General features: G+C 67.8%; 10 protein-coding genes and 1 pseudogene. All 11 read right to left on the bottom strand.

Annotated elements, in window-relative coordinates:
• Positions 1-20: 20 nt before the first annotated feature.
• Complete coding sequence (locus Psi01_RS41725; RefSeq protein ID WP_204069742.1) at positions 21-1,244, bottom strand: hypothetical protein; 1,224 nt, start codon at positions 1,242-1,244, stop codon at positions 21-23.
• Between the two features lie 27 nt (positions 1,245-1,271).
• Positions 1,272-1,931 carry a hypothetical protein gene (locus tag Psi01_RS41720; protein ID WP_204069741.1) on the bottom strand — a complete coding sequence of 220 codons (660 nt, stop codon included), beginning with the start codon at positions 1,929-1,931 and terminating at the stop codon, positions 1,272-1,274.
• A gap of 354 nt (positions 1,932-2,285) precedes the next feature.
• A complete protein-coding gene (locus Psi01_RS41715) occupies positions 2,286-4,529 on the bottom strand; it encodes a zinc metalloprotease (RefSeq protein ID WP_204069740.1) in 2,244 nt (747 codons plus the stop codon).
• A 53-nt stretch (positions 4,530-4,582) separates the two neighbouring features.
• Entirely contained in the window at positions 4,583-4,882 is a 300-nt protein-coding gene (locus Psi01_RS41710) for a hypothetical protein (RefSeq protein ID WP_204069739.1), read from the bottom strand.
• 531 nt (positions 4,883-5,413) lie between these two features.
• Positions 5,414-6,949: an ISL3 family transposase gene (locus Psi01_RS41705; protein ID WP_444980736.1), complete on the bottom strand. Its 1,536-nt coding sequence runs from the start codon at positions 6,947-6,949 to the stop codon at positions 5,414-5,416.
• A 292-nt stretch (positions 6,950-7,241) separates the two neighbouring features.
• On the bottom strand, positions 7,242-11,228 hold the full coding sequence (locus tag Psi01_RS41700) for a papain-like cysteine protease family protein (protein WP_204069738.1): 3,987 nt from the start codon (positions 11,226-11,228) through the stop codon (positions 7,242-7,244).
• Positions 11,229-11,309: 81 nt separating this feature from the next.
• A complete protein-coding gene (locus Psi01_RS41695; RefSeq protein ID WP_204069737.1) occupies positions 11,310-11,633 on the bottom strand; it encodes a hypothetical protein in 324 nt (107 codons plus the stop codon).
• A gap of 9 nt (positions 11,634-11,642) precedes the next feature.
• The gene (locus Psi01_RS41690; RefSeq protein WP_204069736.1) at positions 11,643-16,967 is read right to left on the bottom strand and encodes a hypothetical protein; all 5,325 of its coding nucleotides are present in this window, start codon (positions 16,965-16,967) and stop codon (positions 11,643-11,645) included.
• A 42-nt stretch (positions 16,968-17,009) separates the two neighbouring features.
• Positions 17,010-17,507 (bottom strand): integrase core domain-containing protein, encoded by a 498-nt coding sequence (locus Psi01_RS41685; RefSeq protein WP_204069735.1) that lies wholly within the window; start codon positions 17,505-17,507, stop codon positions 17,010-17,012.
• 296 nt (positions 17,508-17,803) lie between these two features.
• Positions 17,804-18,064 (bottom strand): annotated as a pseudogene (locus Psi01_RS41680) (transposase); the annotation flags it as partial.
• 220 nt (positions 18,065-18,284) lie between these two features.
• A partial coding sequence (locus Psi01_RS41675; RefSeq protein ID WP_204069734.1) for a hypothetical protein occupies positions 18,285-18,465 on the bottom strand: 181 nt, incomplete at its 5' end.

Genomic DNA, 18,465 nt, shown 5'->3' with positions numbered 1-18,465 from the left:
AAACCGGATCGAAGGTCAGATCAACCCTCGATCCAAGAAACACGGCCTAGCGCGTCGCGGACGCCATGCCGTAGTTGATCGGAGTAGCCGACGTCGAACCCCATGCCCTGCGGGGGCCGCCATACCGCCAGCCACCGGTGTTCTCCCCAGTATTCGGCGATCAGGACGGCGGTGGGTTTGTGGTGGCGCAGGGTCTGGGTCAGGTTCTGGCAGAAGAACCAGCCGCCTTTGGCATCGATGACGGAGACCTCATCGAAGCGCAGGCCGTCGGCGTGGTATTCCGTCAGGAACATCTTGGCGTTCTCGATGAGGAAGTCCCGCACCGGTGGCCGGTGGAAGGCGAAAACCCGTCCGCCGGCCCATCCATCGCCGGAGAAGTAGAGGCTGTTGCCCGCATGCGGGTGGGCGGGGAAGTCGAAATGGTCGATGCTCTGCGGATCGAAGCCACCGCCGGCGTGGTTGTAGACGACGTCGGCCAGGACGGCGATGCCGTACAGGTGACAGACATCGACGAAGGCTTTGAGCTGGTTGACCTGCCCGCTGAGTTGGCGCGGCTCCAGCGGCGGGCAGCCCTTGGCCTTGAGGAGAGCGTTGACCCGGTCCAGGTAGGGGCCCAGGTTCTCGGGGGCGACGCAGTAGTCCATTTCAGGGGAGAACAGGTCTGTGCCGTTATAGCCGAGACTCCATTCGCCCTGAAACTCCACGAAGGGAAGGGGTTGAACAGCGTTGACTCCCAGGTCGGCCAGATACTCGATGCGATCCAGTGCGTCCAGCAGCTTGGCGACGCGGTAGGGACGGATGTCGCGTCCCCGATGGTCGCGCGCGTGGAAAACACCGATGTGGAATTGGTAGACGATCAGCTCGTTGAACGCGGGCGTCTGGAAATCCTCGTCATGCCAGGGGTAGGAGTCGCGGGCCCGGACGATGCCGTCGCAGTCGGGGTAGCCGTGCAGTTCCAGCTCACGAGCCCAAGGGTCTCTTTTGAACCCTGATCCTCCCGGTCCCTGGATGAAGAATCGGTACTTGGTCCCGTCCACGACACCGGGGAAATAGCCGGTCCAGTGACCGGTGGTGACGTCCTTGACCAGTTCATCGTTCGCGGTGGGCCAGTAGTCGGCGATGCCGCCGAGCGCCACATGCACGTGCTCGGCTCCGGGTGCCCAGACCCGGAAGGTGGCGCCGTCGGCGACCAGGTTCGCCCCCATTGGCGTGCTGCGGGTGATGTGTTGCTGGGAAACGGGCATTGAGTCGCCCTCCACATCCTGATCATCTCAGTTCGGAACGCATGTCTGGCATGGACAGTCCCGGCGTTTGGAGGTAGGGCGGTCTTGCCGCTTCGACCGCCAAGGCCGCCGTAGCCGTGATATCCGCGCCAGCCGGAGCAGATCCTTTTCGTCGTCGAGCAGCATCCCGGCGAAGTGCACGCCGTAGATGGCCAAGTCGGCCTTGAGCTGGGTCCGCAGCATCGACAGCTGCCGGATGCTGATGCATGCCCGTTTGTCAATGGCGCCTTGGGGAATTGAGTCGTTCTGCAACAAGTTCATGAGCGACCCGGGCTGGATTTCGCTGATGCCGCAGGTGAGGTTCTTCTTGACGTGCAGGTACAGTTCGCGCGTGCGGGGTGGGAGCAGCATGCCGTCGCCCGCCTCGAAGTACCACTCCGTCATGGCGTTGAAGAGGTCATGCCGCTCCTCCAAGGGGAAGGGGCGGTTGTTGCGCATTGGCGCTGCCACCTTGGTGAGTGCCCAGAGCCGGGCATAGGCCTGCAGCCGGCGGTCGGAGAGCTTGAGCCGGAGCTGGCGGCGGTAGTTGTTGGCGAACCACAACCCGACAAGACCGACGAAGACTGTTGCCGCGGCCTGCGCCCACTGCACCGACTGCACCGACTGCACCGACTGCACCGACTGCACCGACTGCACCATGGTGATCACCTGTCCTGGTCGAGACGATCAGCTGGATCCGCCTGGTCCGGGGCAGGCTCCAGGAGACGCAGGAGTTCCATCCAGCCTACGAAACCCTCAAAGGGCGGCCGAACCATCGCGGAATATGGAACCGCATACGCCATCGACGGTGTGTGCTAGGTCGACGACGAAATGTACGACCCGACGGTAGATACGGGGCGCAGTGGCCTGCTTCGGAGGATGGCCAGGGGATTTCCCCTGAGTTTTGGGTGAACCGTACAACCAGCGTCGTGATGTGTTCTTGGTTTGGTGGAGTCGCTAGTCTATCCCGGGTTCGATGGAGGCGGTCTGCACCCGGTGGCGGTCACCGGGTGCAGACCGGGCTCAGCGGGGCGACTCCTTGCGGTCCTTCTTGGCCTCCTCGACGGTGTTGCGCACCGTAGCCACGACCGAGCCGAGCACCGCACGCTGCTCCAGTGTGTTGGCCAGGTCGGTGGTCAGGCGACTGCCATGCTGATCGTCACCTTGCCTGACCAGAGCCCTGGCCACGCGTGTCACCTCCTGGGTGAGGCGGATGTGCCCGAGAGTCTCGGCGGCGGCGTTCATGTCGTCGTATGCAACGGTGAGCATCTGCTCGGCCACCTCAGGCTGGGGAGTCGTCGCGATGAACCTACGCTCGGCGCCTTCTCCCTCCAGCCGCCTGCCGGGGACCGCGGCCACCCGGGCCAGGCATGTCGCGGCGACCCTGGTCACCGCCCGGTCCGGCTGTTCCTCGATGAGCCGGTTGAGTAGGTCCATCTCCCCGGTCAGGTGCCGGCTACCGCCGAAGGCGAGGACACGCCCCATCAGGTCGGTGAGTACGTTGTCGGCCATCCGCTCGTGCTCGCGTGAGGCCGGCCTGTCGATCCTGAGCGACAGTGGGGCCGACAGCGCGCCACCGTTCTCGGTCTGGACGGCGGCGTACGCCAGGTAGAGTCCCGGCTCGTCGATCAGCCAGCCGGTCTGGCCCGCGGACAGGAAGATCGGTGCGTACAGCGATTCCCCGGGCTGCAGGACGTGGGGCTGCGGCGCGGTACAGGTCTGCGCGTACGGGACCCACTGCCGGGCTTCGCGACCCTCGCGGAGCACCACCACGCCGAGCTGGTCGCTGCGCAGGATGTTCCAGTCGACGACTACGGGCAGGGTAGAGACGTTCTTGAGCTTGAGCTCGGCGGTGACAGGTTCCAGCATCTCGTATCGGGCGTTGTCACGGTTGACCCTGAGCGACAGCCGCAGCGCCCCCTCCGAGCGGGCCCGCGCCTGCTCGAAGCCGTGGTGGTCGAACCAGGGCGCGTTGCCGTGCTGGACGAACCTGGACGGCGCGTGCCGCAGAAAGACCAGTTCTTCTTCGCTGAGCAGGTAGTAGAAGTCCGAGAAGAACGCCTGGGGGCCGCCCGCCACGCGGAACGGGTAGTTCATCAGGCTGCGGGCCTCCGGCTCGTTGGCGAGCGCGGGAATCCAGGGCGTGCCCAGTGACTTCTGCCAGGAATGAGCGAGGTTGAAGGTATGTCCGATCTCGTGGAGGGCTGTCCAGAACTGCATCCGGCGGATGGCGGCGGGCGCGTTCAGGTCGCCGGGAGGAGGATCGGAGATGAAGGAGTTCATGAAGACGGCGCAGCCCTGCCGCTGGGCGGTGCCGATGTCGTCGAACATGATGCCGCCGAGGCCGGGTCCCATCTCGTGCCGGCCGGCGAAGAGCGTCCAGACCTGCCACTGCGGTGCGTCGGCCCACTTCGACCAGTGCTTTTGCATCGCGTCGTGCATCTCGAGGTCGGACCACAGCGCGTCGCTCATGGCCTCGTCGATGGGGATCTCGTTGTTGCCGTCGCCGGTGTTGGTCATGCGGATACCCTGACGGCTGTAGGCGCTCTCGATGGTCAGCGTGATATTTGGCAGGTCGACTGGCTTGTTGGAATGGGAGTGCAGTGCATACGACGTGACGAGCGAGGCGTCGCTGGCGTAGTCGAACTCGATGCCGACCGTACGGAAATGGGAGTCGCGGTAGACGTAGGTCCGGGTGACGCTCGGCATGCCGCCGCCGCTGAAGCGGGCCTGCGCAACGCGACCGGTGGGCAGTACGCCGAGCAGACGCACTGACACCCGGGTCTGCGGAAGCAGCGACGAATCCCCGTCCCGGTAGGTGATCGTGCCGTCGTAGGTCTGGGTGACGGGGTTGCGGATGACTCGGGCGATCCAGGTGAGCCGTCCGGCGAACAGCTTGAAGATCGTGCCGCTGACGGTCATGGTCGGGACCAGCCCGTCCACATCGACCCGCAGCTCCTCGATCTGGATCAGTGGCGGGATCGCCTGTGCGGCCTCCACCTGCATTTCGGCTTGTGGAACGCTCTGGGTCTCCGACTCCGAAAAACCGTCAGCCTGCGACGGCTCCGGGAAGTTCCGGTCCAGCGGCGACTGCTGCGAGGCCAGGCCCTTGCGGATGTAGACGCCGCTGCGCCGGATCGGCGGGAGCGGTATGGCCGACGCCTCCTCCGCGAACTCGGCGAGATCCGCCACACGCACCACCACCTCCTCCTTCGGTGTGCCCTCTTGCTGCGTCGACGCGCTCTTCGCTGGGTGTTTACTCGCCACGGCCGCTTCCCCTCCTCGACTCTTCGCGAAGTGGGACCTTCTCGGAAGGGTGGTCAGAGATAACGGGGCGGCGCGTCACTGGCACTGATCGACAACCCGCCGACGTCCCGTGACACGCGCACCACTGGGGCTGTGGCCGGATCGATCTCCATCTCCACCGGCTCGCCCTGGGGCGTGACCTGCACTTGGATGCGGTGCGTGCCGGGTGACACCTCAACCGTCAACATCCTCGCCATACCGAGCTGCATCCGTGTCCGCACATCTGCCTGGTCGAACACGACCTCGCCGTCCAGCAGGATCCTCACCTGTTCACCAGAGAATCCTTCCTCCAGCGCGATCGTCAGACTCGGCACGGCCCCCTCCTAAAGCATCCCCGGCCCACGTTAGATGCATTGCAAACCCCTTGCCCCAGGGGAGATATCGGGGATATCCCTAGGATTCGCTTCTGAGGATCGCGTCTTCCCTCTTGGCCGCGCTCCTGTCCTGAGCCAATTCCAGCGGAGGCGCCGACTAGAGCGTGGCGGTCGGGTCGCCCAGCAGTACGCGGCTCTGCCGGTCGAAGGCCGACAGGCGAATCCTGGTCGGCTGGCGCGTTGGCTTAGGTCACCGGAGTTCAGCAGATCGACCGTGGTGGCATAGAGCGTGTGCAGCATGTCGACGGTTGCGCAGTAGTCACTGTAGGCCAGGTCGAGAGGCTAGTGGCTGACGAATCTCGGCGACACGGAGTGTCCAGTCGAAGGTGGGCTCCACATGCCCGACGACAGCCCGTACTGGGTTGGCACGGCCGAGTAGACACAGCGGCGCCGGAGCTACCGTCGAGCCAAGCTTGGGGGTCTGTCCAATGAACGGCCCTGTCTCACATTCGGTGGTGACGGAGTGTGCAGCTATCCGAGGAGGATGCGATGGCGAAGGAGGGTGAAGCCTGCTCGTCCATGCATCTGGCGGGCGATCCGCTTGGTCTTGGTGTTGACGCCCTCGGTGGGGCCGTTGCTGTAGGGCAGGGTGAGCGCGGCGATGACGGCGGCGCGATCTCGGTCCAGGCCCCGGGTGAAGGCGTGCAGATGAGGCAGTCCGGTTGCGCGGACCTGGACGATCCAGGCCGAGAGCCTGTCGGCATTGCCTTGGCGAGGTGTGAGTAGCTTGGCGAAGTCCCTGATGTTGACGGCCAGTTCAGTCATTTCTGGGCAGGCGGCGGTGAGCCGGGCCAGGAGGTCGTGATGTTCGGTTTTGAGGTTGTCGGGCCTGGTGAGGATCATGCTGGCGAGTCTGCGCGGGGAGATGTGAGGGCGGTCGGCGTCCGCGCGGCCTTGGTTGATGTACTTGTGCAGGAGATTGAGGCAGCCGGTGAAGCCGAGGTCCTTGATCTCTTCGAAGAGGTGCTTGACGGGGACGGCGGGGTTCTCGGCTCGGCGCTTGCGCAGGTGTTCGCGGTAGGGATCGACGAGGCTGGCGCGGTATTTGGGGACGCGGAGCATCCGCTCGGGCCGGTCGGCGCGGGCGTAGCGTTTGACGGTATTGAGGGCCAGCTGGAGGCGGCGGGCGCATTCGAGCAGACCGACGCCCTGATCGAGGAGGCCGTGGACCTGGTGCCAGCGCTCCAAGGTGGTCTGCGCGCGGGGCCCGTCGTAGATGGGTGCATCCAGGACGCCGGCCCAGCAGCTGCTGTGCGCCTTCACCTCGCTGAGCGCGGCTTCGCACAGGTTGTGCCACAGGTGCCATCGGTCGGCGACCTGCACGGCGTCGGGAAGAGCGCGGTGGATGGCCTCGGCGTAGGTCGCGGAGCCGTCGCGGCAGACGATCTGGATGCCGGGATGATCACGCAGCCATGCCTGCAGGGTGTCGGCGGTCCGGTCGGGCAGCACGTCGATCCGCTCGTGGGTCTCGGCGTCGATCACCACGGTGGCATAGCGATGGCGCCGACGCAGGGCGAAGTCGTCGACGCCGATCACGCGGGGTGTCGGCCCGGCGGGTAACGGGATCCGTAGGAGGGTGCGCAGGGCCGTGTGCCGCGACAGGCTCACCGCGAGTATCGCCAGCAAACGCGATCCCGCCCGGCCCGCTAACTCGTGGACCACGGCCTGGACCTGCTTGGTCAGGCGGGCGGTGCGGCGCTGATAGCGCTCCAGCACCCCGGGCACCTGCTCGCGGAAGGTGTGGCGGCAACCTCGCTTCGGGCACCTCAGACGCCGTACCCGCACGCGGACCACCACCCGCCGCCCATCGACCGGCACATCCATCACCGTCCGCAGCTGATAGCCGTGCACCCGCCGTGACGATCCCCCGCACGCCGGACAGAGCGCGTCCCGCTGCGGAGTCCTCGCCCGCACCACGACCTGCTCGCTCTCGGCGGCCACATCCTCTATGACCAGCGGGGACAGACCCGAGAACACTAGCTGCGCAAGCTCGTTGACATCCTTCACAGGAAGGTCAACGATCTTCGCGACTTTCCGTCACCACCGAATGTGAGACAGGGCCGTTGTTTGTACAGTCCCAAGCTTGGCCATTTCTTCGACCACGAGCGCGGCGCTGGTGCCGGGGACCAGGAGCCGCATGTACTTACTGGGCCCCTCGGCACCGGCCGAGCAGCAGGCTTGGCTGTGCCAGATGATCCCGCAGGGCATTGCTGCGTCAAGCGCGGCCAGGTCCATCGGCACGTTGGGGCTCCCCCGGGGCGGGGATCCGCGTTCGAGGAATCGTGCAGATGACATCCGGTCACCAGTGGAAGATGCCCAGGCCGGTGCCCACGACATCTTGCGTCTCCATAGAACGGGCAAAGTTCGTGTACGTCTCCTCCCGCGCCGCTCCCGTATCCGGGTCGACGATCGTGACCCGGGTGCCCTCAGCCGTGCCGTCCCCACGGATGCCAGTGACGATCATTGCGTGAACCAGCAGGTCGTTCTCGTACCCGATATCGCCGATCACCCACAGCGGCCCGTGCGCCTCCAGCAGCAGGAAGATCCCCTTGGGCAGGTAGCTCTGTGGTGCCTCAGCCCGCAGGCCGAGCACCGCGGCGTAGGCGGTCACCTCGCCCGGGTGTAGACCGGTACCCGCCTGCTGCTTGGTCAGCCACTCAGGCGCGGCGCGCTCCGCGGCGCGCTCCTCGCTGATGGAGATGCGGTCGCGCCAGCCCAGCATCATCGCACCGACCGCGGCCCAGCAGTTGAGCGGCTTGGTCTGACGCAGCGGCGCGATCGCGGGAGAGAGGGCGAACTCCAGCTTCCCACCGGCCCGCGAACCGGTCCGCACGTCCACCTCTCCACTCGGCCGAGTGATCTTGACATGGCTGTCCGAGCTGTCCGCGGCACGCTCCAGCAACCGCTGAACGGACGTGTTGCCGGTCGGCCGAGTGCCCCCGGCGGGCTGACCCGCGGCGCCGCCGAGTGCGGCGGCGGTCAGCTCACCGGCCTGCTGGTCAGTGATCAGGCCGCTCTTCTGCGCCTGTTTGATGCGCGCCAGGTTGCGCTCGCTCTCAGTGGCCTGGAAGCGCTGCTGCGCCAGGCCCGCGGCCTGAGTGCCGAACGCCTTGGCCGCATCCATCGTGCTCTTGAACGCCTCTGCCACGTTGGCCTGGGTCAGATCGAGCCCGGTGATGTCACGGAACAGGTTGGGCGTGCCGATGAGACTGAGCGCCGCCGCGAGGCCGGTCGGGTCGGGGGCACGCGGCGTGGCCTGCATCCGTACGAGAGGAGCCGGGAAGTCCTCAGCCGTTACCCCGGGCGGCGTGGTGCGGCGGGTCGCCGTGGACAGCGGCATGATGTCAGCGGGCTCGCCCGGGATGAGCTCCTCTTCCCATCGCCAGAACCGTGTGTCATCGATGACCTCGCATGAGTTGCACGCGCCCGGCACCGCCTCGGCGAACACTCCCGGTGTGGGCACGCTGACCCGGATCGGCGGCGTCGGTGGTGCGGCGTATGCGTCGAGCAGTGAAACGCCGTTCGCCTTGTACCCGGGGTCGAGACGCAGCCCGGGCGTCACCGGCATGACCAGGCAGTTGCCAACGATGGTGATGAGCCGGTTCTCGATCGCCCCGGCCACACTTCGGCCGGTGTTGGGCGCCAAGTAGCCGTCGAGCAGCAGGTGGCGGCGGCCGGGGTCCATGTTCCACCAGATGGCGTGGTGGTAGTGCTCGACGTGGTCGTTGAGGTGGCCGAGCAGGCTGGAAGAGCGACGGACGTCCTCCTGGCGCGGATTGCGCCTCTCCCAGGTGTCCAGCGGCGCGGGAATGATCACGTCGTCGGTGCCGGACAGGTCGTTGTCCAGCCGCCAGTCGGAGAACAGCGCCCAGCCGGCGAACGGCGTGCGGTAGGTCATCGTGGCCGAGTTGGCCAGCACCCTGGCCAGTCCCGGCAGGGCGGCGCCGAACGACAGCCGCACCCGCGTCACCGCAGCCCTGGTGAGCGCGGGCGGCGCCTGGTCCAGCCGCAGCGTGACCAGGAGCGGCCGGTCCTGCGCGAAGGTTGTCACCAGCGTGGGATCGATCGAGACCCGATGGCGAGTGCCGTCGGCTGTCATGAGGTCGAGCTTGAGCGTGTCGGCGATCCGCCTGGCCACTCGGGGCGCGATGCGGGCGTTCCAGATCCGGTCCCGGTCGGCCTTCCTCGCCACACCCAGATATGTGCGCCATACGTGCTCGGCCAGTTTGTCGGACGGTACGCCGGGCGTCTGGGGCAGGAACGGTACGTACGTGCCCCAGTCGGCCGGGTCGAATCCGTCATCGGCGGTGTCGCGTGGCCGCAGCAGGCTGAAGGCCAGCCATACCTCGCCGTCGAGGTCGGTAATCGGCTCGTCGGCGTTGCGCCTGGTCGGCACAGAAGCATCCGCCCACCCGGTGACGACCCGTTCCAGCGCCGCGAACGCCCCGGCCAGGTCGGCCCGGCGCAGGCTGGCCTCCAGCACACGCCGGTGACGCAGCGCCTTCTCCGGCGTGAACGGTGTGATCTCCAGCGGGATGAACAGGCACTCCTGCACCCCGGCAACCTCATGAGTGACCTGGAAATGGCGCAGTACCTCGAAGTACTCGACAGTGACGGCGTGGCAATGGTTATGGTTGGCCAGCACCTCGGTCTGAGCGCGCACCGACTCGCCCTCGCGAGCGCCCTGCACTACGGTGGAGCGTTGGCTGCGCACCGCGGTGGCCGCCTGCAGGGTCCGGTCGCGCATGTTGCTCAGCGACGTGGCCGACACAGTGCGGGCCGAGGACTGCCAGGCTGAGGAGGAGCTGGAAGCGTACCCGCCGCCGACACCGAAGACGACCGCGCCAATGAACCCGGCGATGCCACCGCCGACCGCGCCGACCGTCGACTCGGAGTGGCCGCGGCTGTTCTCGCGCAGAGCCGTGTCGATGACCTGGGAGATGTCGCGGTCGTGCACGAGCTGGGCGCCGAGCGTCTCGCTCTCCCTGCGCTCGGCGGTCCTGGAGGCGACCTCCTCGCGCCGCCAGTCCACCATCGCCACACGCTTGCGTTGGCCGGGCGCGAGCGGCAACGAGTACAGCAGGTCGCCTAGCGAGTAACCGTCGGCGCGCCACACTTGCTTGAGCGTCAGCAGGTGCCCGTGCGCGATCGTGGTGGCTTGGTACGTGGTAGGCGTGTCGTCCCAGTCGATCTCGCGGTCGCCGTCGAGCAGCACCCGCCCGGCCTCGGGCCGGGTGAGCGGCAGCACGGCCTCACCGATCTGCTTCCTGAGCGTGAGGTGTTCGGCCCGGATCAGATCGAGCGGACGCAGCCGGTCGGGATGGCGGGCGATCGCGGTCAGCACGGCCGGATCGAGCCGGAACGCGGGCCCGTCCTCGGCGGCCAGCCTGGCCGACACCAGCTCGGCCGCGGCGGCGTTGACAGTCCCGACGGCCTCGCCGGGGCCAGGTGGTTCGCCGCGGCGCTCGCGCTCGACGACCAGCGTGGCGACGTAGTCCGCCAAGGGCTTGGACAGCTCCACCGGGTCGGGCGCGGGCACGCCCTTCACCTCCGGCTCGCTGGTGCGCACGACCGTGTGGAAGGTGACCTCCTCGACGGTGCGGTTGGGCACGGTGAAGTTCGCGCACCCGCCGGGGTCGGAGGCGTAACTGGCCGGGTTGCGCGCCAGGTCGATCGCGTCCGGCACGCGTGGCGGCGCGGGCATGCAGACGCAGTCGTCGGTGGTGTCAACGGGGGCGGGCACAGGCAGCTCGGGCAGTACGAGCAGAATGCTCTCCGGTAGCCGCCCCTCGCGCAGCGGAATCGGCGTGTGCGCGCCGCCCTGCACCACGCCGTACGCGCTGTCGAGCAGGTCGGCTGGCCACAGATCGGAGAAATAGCCGTCGGCCGCCGTGCGCGTCACCGACAGCGGATACGGATCGCCTCCGCCCTGCGGTACCCCCCACACCACGACGAGCAGCTCCGCAGCGGCCCCGACACCGCGCGTGTCCATGACCCGCCCGGAGTAGCGCAACCTGCGCCCGAGCGCGGGATCCTCCGACTCCTCGATCGGCGCCGGTGGCGCGGCGGCGACCTGTAGTTCCACCGGTTGCGTCACGTCCGGACCGCGCAGCCGCACGCGCGCCGCCACGAATCCGCTCGGCGTTACGGCCGCCAGCGCGACCGGCTCGCGGAACCCCGGCGGCAGCTGCAGTGTGAACGCTCCGTCCGGCGACACGCCGGCCGAGCGGTGCGCCGGGATGAGCACCGGCTCCGGGCCGATGGCCACCTCGAAGTCGGCACTCACCCGCCACCCCGTGAAGTCCGCGGGTGGTGGTGCGATCAGGCGCCCTGTTAGCGATGTCATCGCCATCTCCCCCAACGGCCGTTACGCGACCGGCCCTTCCTCCACCAGCGGGATCGGATCGTGCAGCGGACCGTGGTACGTCACACCGGTGGCGACGAGCGGCCTTCCGTAGCCCACCGACAGCCGGGCTCCCTCCGGGGGCTCGGCCGGCAGGAATCCGGTGAAACCAGCTCCCCCTGAATCCACCATGACGGCCTCGACCTCCTGATCGCCGACCTTGGCGCGCAGGTTCGTACCGATATCGAGAAAACCCGAGCCGGACACGAGCAGGCGCACCCGCCACTGCGGGAATACTCCGTCCGGGACCCGGAGGAACAGCGCCGAGGTCGCGAGCAGCGGCTCCATGGCTCCCCCTCACACTTTGCTGACGCGGATGTCGTCCACGAACACATGCGGGGCGGTGCCCGCGACGGTGTCCAGGATCACTTTGCGCACCTTGGCGAGATCGACCCCGGCGAACGCGCTGAATGCGATGCCTGCCGTCTCCAGGTGCAGCAGTGTCGCGTTCTGCGGGCCCCTACCTACGTCCACCATGTGGAACGCGGGCCGCCCCGGAACCGAACCCGGCCGGAAGGCCGCGCGCGTGACGGTGGCGCTCTTGCCCGCGTCGTCCACCAGCGTGATCTTCAGGTCGGGCAGCGGGCTTCCTGCGATCGCGGTCTTGGTGGTGATGTTGAAGTCCGCGGTCAGCGCGATCGAGAGGTCGGAGAACCCGCTCAGGTCCTTCGGCGCGCCGAACGCCAGCTCCAAGCACTTGCCCGCGCCGCCCGTCACGTCGGCGTGCAGCACACGGGTCTGGTGCGCGGTGCGCGATGCGATGGCAGCGCCACCGATCGAGACGTCGCCGAACGGCTTGACCTCCGCCGATGCGCCAACCGTACGGGTGGTGCCGGCGGGGGCGGCGCCCTCGAAACCATCCAGCAGGGACATCTGCGTGCCGAACGCCCACACGATCGAGGCCGGCACGCCGCGTTCGTTGGCCCGCTGGCCGGTGAAGAGCAGGGCGAACTCGGTATGGCCGGTCAGCTGCCAGGCGAACATGCCGCCGATGTACTCGCCGGCCAGCATCCGATGCTCGGTCGCGCTGCGCACAGCCTCTCCGGGAACCCGGAACGGGTCAGTCATCGGCCACGTCGTGTTGAACCTGTTGTGGTTGCAGCCGTCCAGGAAGACCAGGGCCTTCCGGCAGCGGGCCCGGTCGTAGTGGCGGAAGCCGGTGCCGACGGGGTCGGGCGCGCCGCCCAGGCCGCACACGTCGCCGTCCTGCGCGCCGTGCAGGACCAGGTAGAAGTCCAGGTCGCCGGCTGCGAGGTCCTGCCGCCCGATCTCCCCGCCGGTCGGCGGGCGCGCGGTGCCGGTGTAGTCGGTCGGTGCCAGCGAGCACACCGCCACGATCTTGTACGGAGATCCGGCCGTGGCCAGGTTCTTCTTGACCGCCCGTACGACGGCGTCGCCGCCCCGCGAGTGCCCGAACAGGCCCACCCGGTCGAAGTCCAGCCGCCCGTGGAAACGGGAGGCCGGGTCGAGATCGAACCTGCGCATTGCGTGCAGCGCCTCGATCGCCATGTCAGCCCGCGTCTCCACGAGCGAGCCGAACACGTTGGCGTAGTTGGTGTCCACCGACACTGACACGATGCCCAGCCGGGCTAGGACGTCCTGCAGGTAGGCGTACCCTTGGAAGTTCGGCACCTCGTCCACGCGGTCAGCGTCGAAGATGTCGACACCGCCGACGGTCCCGGTCGGCGTGGTCTTCCACTTCACATTCCATGCCTTGTGCTGGCCGTGCAGCAGCACGACGACCGGCAGCCGCCCGCCTCCGGCCACCGCGCCGCCGCCGCTGGCCGGCCACGTGATCCGCAGCCGCATCCTGGCCTGGAACTGCCCCGCCGCGGCGGGGTCGGGGACCAGCAGGCCCGCGTCGAAGAACGCCTTGCCGTACTGCCCGACTTGCCTCTGTCCCAGGGACTCCTGAAGCCCCCTCACGGCGGCCGTGGCGCGGGTCGGCGGCCTGATCAGCATGAATCTGGTCGTGCCGCCGCCAGCGAGATCGTCAAACTGGATGGGCAAGCGCACGAACTCGGCCCGCGTCTCGCTCCGCGGCGTCAGCGCGCCCGCGGCGCCGACGACGCCTGCGAAGGCAGCCTCCACCGTCTCCTCCGGCGTGCGCACCGCGACCTGGGCCTGATCGGACTGGGCCGCCGCGTCGATCACTTTCTTCACGGCCGGATCGTCGGCCGGCGGCTGGTCGGCCTGCCGCGGCTGCCCTACCAGGGATCGCAGCGCCGAGACCGCCAGCGACTGCGCCTGCTCGGGACTGAGCAGCCCGTCGGCACGGGCCTTTTCGATCTGCGACAGCGTGCGGTCCACCGTACGGCCGAGGTTCTGCTGTTTGGCCAAGTCGGCGGCCTGCTGGCCGAAGAACTGCGCGGTGTCCAGCGCGCCCTTGAACGCGGCCAGCGCGTTCTTCTGCGTCTGAGTGAGCCCGGTGATGTCCTTGAACAGGTTGCCCTGGGCCAGGATCTTCAGCGCGTCCTGCAGTCCGATCGGGTCGGGCAACTCGGGCGCGTTCTGGATGGAGACCAGCGGTTGCGGCAGTGGTGACGGTGTCAGCGCCTCCTGCGGCACGGCGCGGCTGACCGTTGACACCGGCTCGATAGGGGTCAGTGTCTCCGGCAGCGGCGATTCCCCCCACCGCCAGAACCGCGTGTCGTCGGGCACTTCACAGGAGTTGCACTTTCCGGCGACGGCCTCGGCGTACACCCCGCGAGTGGGAACGCTGACGCGCAGCGGTGGCGGTGCGTCGGCGGCGTAGGCGTTGCGGAGGCCGATGCGCTTGTCGTCGCGGACGAGCGTCGGGTCGAGGTGGATGCCGGGCGCGACGGGCAGGATCAGGCAGTTGCCGGAAATGCCGATCAGCCGGTTCTCCACGACCCCGGCGACGCTGCGGCCACCGGAGTTGGGGGCGATCACGCCGTCGAGCAGCATGTAGCGGCGGGCGGCGTTCATGTTGGCCCAGATGGCCTGGTGGTACCACTCGATGTGCTCATTGAGGTGAGCGACCAGGCGCTCGGCCAGGTGACGGTCCTGGGCGCGCGGGTTGCGCAGCTCCTGTCTGGTGACCGGGGTGGGAACCACGACGCGATCGGCTCCGCCCAGGTCGTTGAGCAGGCGCGGCCGGTCAAACAGCAGATGGTCCATGTGCGGGCTGTGGTACAGCACCCGCCCGCCGGTCACGATCACCTGGGCGTCCGGCGGCAGGTCGCCCTCGGGGTAGGAAATCGTGAAGCGGGCGATCTCCTCGCGCGCGATCGGCGGCAGCGGGCCCGACGGGCGCAGGCTGACGTACAGCGGAATGCCTTCGGCATAGCGCGAGACGAGGGTTGCGTCGAGCGGGAGCGGTACCTCGGTGCCCGAGCGGGTGACGTAACCGAAGCGCAGGCGCTGCACGAGCCGCTCGGCCAGCTGCGGCGCGATCTCCGTGCGGAAGATCCGGTCGCGTTCGCCTTGGACACGGCCGTTGAGTCGGGCGGTCCACAACTCCAGCGCGTCCGAGAAGAGCAGTGGACGGAGCGGCCGCCAGTGCTCCAGCTGGAAGCCGCCGTCGGCGGCGTCACGCGGGCGCGGCAGGACGAACGACACACGCAGCTCGCCGCGCAGCTCCTCCGGCGCCTCCTCCGAGAAACGGTGCTCCGGCAGGTCGTAGCCCTGCCAGTGGTCCAGCACCCGCTCCACCGCGTCGAAGGCGGGCCGCAGCGACCGGTCGCGCAGGTGCCTCTGGAGCGACTCACGCCAGCGCCGTGCCTTGTCCGGGTCGAACAACGTGATCGGCATCGGCACGAACAGGCATTCGCGCACATCGGCCAGCTCGTGGTCCACCAAGAAGTGGCGCAGTACCTCGAAGTGCTGGACGGTGATCGCGTGGCAGTGGTTGAAGTTGGCCACGAACTCGGTGTCGGCTCGTACGCCCTCGCTCTGCGCGACGGTCTTGACCACGGTCGAACGCTGGTCGCGCACCGCCGAGGCACGCTGCGAGGTGCGGTCGCGTAGTGCCTGCAACGTGCTCGCGCTGAGCGTGCGCGAGGATGCCTGCCAGGCGTCGGCGCTCGCACCGCCCGCGCCTCCGGCGACGCCGCCGAAAATGCCCCATCCGTTACCGATGAAGCCGCCGCCGATGCCACCAGCCACGCCCCACTGAGAGGCTCTCGATCCGCCGGCCGACTCCTCGGCCAGCCGAGACCCTGCGATCTCGGAGATATCCCGGTCACGGGAGAGCACCGCGTCGAGTTCCTCCTCGAACTCCAGCGTCTCGGCCCGGCGGGTCTCCTCGCGGCGCTCCCAGTCGAGCACGGCCAGGCGGCGCTGCTGGCCCGGCGCGAGCGGTACCGAGTGCAGCAGATCGCCCAGCGAGTAGCCGTCGGCCCGCCACACCTGGCGGAAGTTCAGCACGTGGCCGTGAGCCACGGTGGTCGCCTGGTAAAGGGTGGGGGTGTCGTCCCAGTCCACGGGGGTGGCCGCATCGAGGGCCACGCGGGTGGCGGCCGTCCTGCGGGCCACGTCCACGACGTCCATGACGTGGCGCAGTTCCTTGTTGAGTACGGTGAGCCGGACGACGTCGGTGGTCAGGGCGGTGGGACGACGCAGCAGCTCGCGTACGGTGACGGCGTCCACCATCGGCGCTATACGGCGGGGCGGGTCGTCTGCCGGATTGTCCGCGTGGCCGTCCGCTTGGTCTCCGTCGGACAGGGCCACGCCCGGGGGCAGCGCCAGGTCGCCGCGGGGCGGGATGGTTACTTTGGCCAGATCCGACAGTACCTGCTGAGGCACGACCCGCCGCGCTGCCAGCGTGGTGCCCTTGATCTGCGGCTCTGTGGTACGCACGACGAGGTTGTAGGTGAACTCCTCCACCACCCGGTTCGGCGTCGTGAGGTCCTGGCACGTGCCGCCCAGGTCCTGGGAGAACCCCTGTGGATTGCCCGCCACGTCGTCGGCCGCCGCTCCCAGTGGCGGGGCGGTCTCACAATCGCAGGCCCCCTCGGCCAGCACCTCGTCGGACAGCCGGGTCACCAGGATCACCTTCAGCGGCAGCCGTCCGTCCGCCAGACGCACGGTCAGTGGCGGGCCACCCGCCACCTGCGCGTGCGCGTTGTCCAGCAGATCAGGAGCCCAGTCTGCGCCAAAGTAGCCGCTCGGTTGCGTCTCCGTCGCGATCAATGGCACCAGACCCTGACGGCCCTTGGGGACGCCGGAGATCAGCACTGGGAGCCCGGCGGGCACGTTCCTGCCGAGTTCGTCGAACACCCGCCCCGATAACCGCAGCCTGCGGCCGAGAGCGGGCACGTCACTGGGCTTGATGACGCGTGGCCGCAGCGGGACGGCGTCGATTACGACGTCCTCTTCCAGCTCCTTGACCGACAACGCCCGTCCGGCGAGGACCGCACCGTCCGGCCCGGCAACGGAGATCTCGATGGGTGCCACGATATTCGCCAGATCGGCGGTAACCATCTCGAACGCGCCATCCGTAGCGGGAAAGGCGCTCACTGACCTGGCCACGGTCAGCTTCTCCGGTGGATCTTCCGACCCTCTGTTGACGGCGACGGTCTCGCCGTAGACTAGGTCGACGCGGTGACCGCCCCAATCTGCTTCCCCCGGCGCGCGAATCAGCCCGTGCACAATGTGCATGTGCGCCCCCTCCCACAGCAGCGCGACAGATCATTCGTACCACTAGGGACGCTGCCGGGACAGGAATAAACATATGGCGCTGAGGCGGCTCTGCGTCTGTCGAAAACTACATCCATGCAGTTCAAGCAGCATGTGAATACTCGTGGAGGACCCCGCCGAGTCGGTCCCGTCTATGTACTCCCAGCTCAGCAATTCGCGTCGGATCCATGATCGGGCCGGGACAGTGCGCGACGGGGCCGCTTGGTTCAGGGCTTGATGGACGCGGTGCCGGTTGTAGAAGCACTCGTACTCACGTAGGGCATGACACAGGTGGCATTCATTCCATACCAGACAACGGTCGAGCAGCTCGCGATGGTACGACTGCACCCACCGCTCCATGACCGCGTTCATCCGCGGTATCTGGATCCCGGTGAGCACGATCCGGATGTTGGCCTCGGCCAGGATCTCCTCCATGAGGATGGGGAACTTCCCCTCCCGGTCGCGGATCAGATAGCGGTCCTGACAACCAACCTCTGCCAGGTCCATCACGAGGCTCTTCATCGCCTGGATGGTCCAGACAGCGATCGGATGGGCGGTAGTGCCCAACACCCAGACGCGCCGGGTGGCATGCTCGTGACGGCCAGGATGTACTGACGCTGCCCGGTGAGAGTGACGGTCTCGATGAGGTTGTCGGCCAGCAGCGTCTCGGCTTGCGAGCGCAGGAAGTCAGCCCAGGTAGTGGACGCCCGCTCAGGTACCGGATCAAGGTCTTCCTGCTTGAGGATCTCCCACACGGTGGAGGGAGCGACCGCAATACCGAGCACAGCCAGCTCGCCATGCACCCGCCGATACCCCCAGATCGGGTTGGTCGAACGCAACGTGCGCGCCAGCGTCGGCGGCACCCCCAGCCGCAGCACGGTCAGCGTCTCCTCCAGGCCCTCGCGCAGCGAGGCCGCCGCTCCGGGATACCTCACCTCCAACTCGGCCACCAGCACCGACAGCGCCGCCTGGGCCTCCAGCACCGTCTCCGCGTGATAGGCCGCGCGCATGCGCTTTTCGGTTGCGGCCCGCAGCTTCTGCGGCAGCTTGTCACGGACATTGCGGATCTTGTGGAGCCGTCAAGAAATAAGGTGTTGCTTTCTGATCTTGGGATCGTTGGGATGGTATGGCCTGTAGGGCGTCAAAACTCGCGCGTGTGGTTTGAGCTGGGGTTTCTCCGGCCGGGCTATGCGGCTCGGCGGTATTCGTTGATCACTCCTCCGAGTACCTTGTGGCGTTCGATCCGGCCTTCCATCGGCACCACGACATTGCACCAGCCGAAAATTACATCCGTACAGGTCAAGCGGCATGTGAGTATTCGTGGAGGACTCCGCCGAGCCGGTCCCGTCTACGGACGCTCAGCTTGGCGATTCGCATCGGATCCGTGATCGGATCCGGAACGGCGCGTAGCGGGGCTGCTTGTTCCAGGGCCTGATGGGCGCGGTGCCGGTTGTAGAACCGCTCGTACTCCCGTAGCGCG

It is taken from the genome of Paraplanobispora siamensis (assembly GCF_016863175.1).
GTDB classification, from domain to species: Bacteria; Actinomycetota; Actinomycetes; order Streptosporangiales; family Streptosporangiaceae; genus Planobispora; species Planobispora siamensis.
Note: the sequence above shows the minus strand (reverse complement) of the source record. Positions and strands in the feature narration are given on the sequence as shown.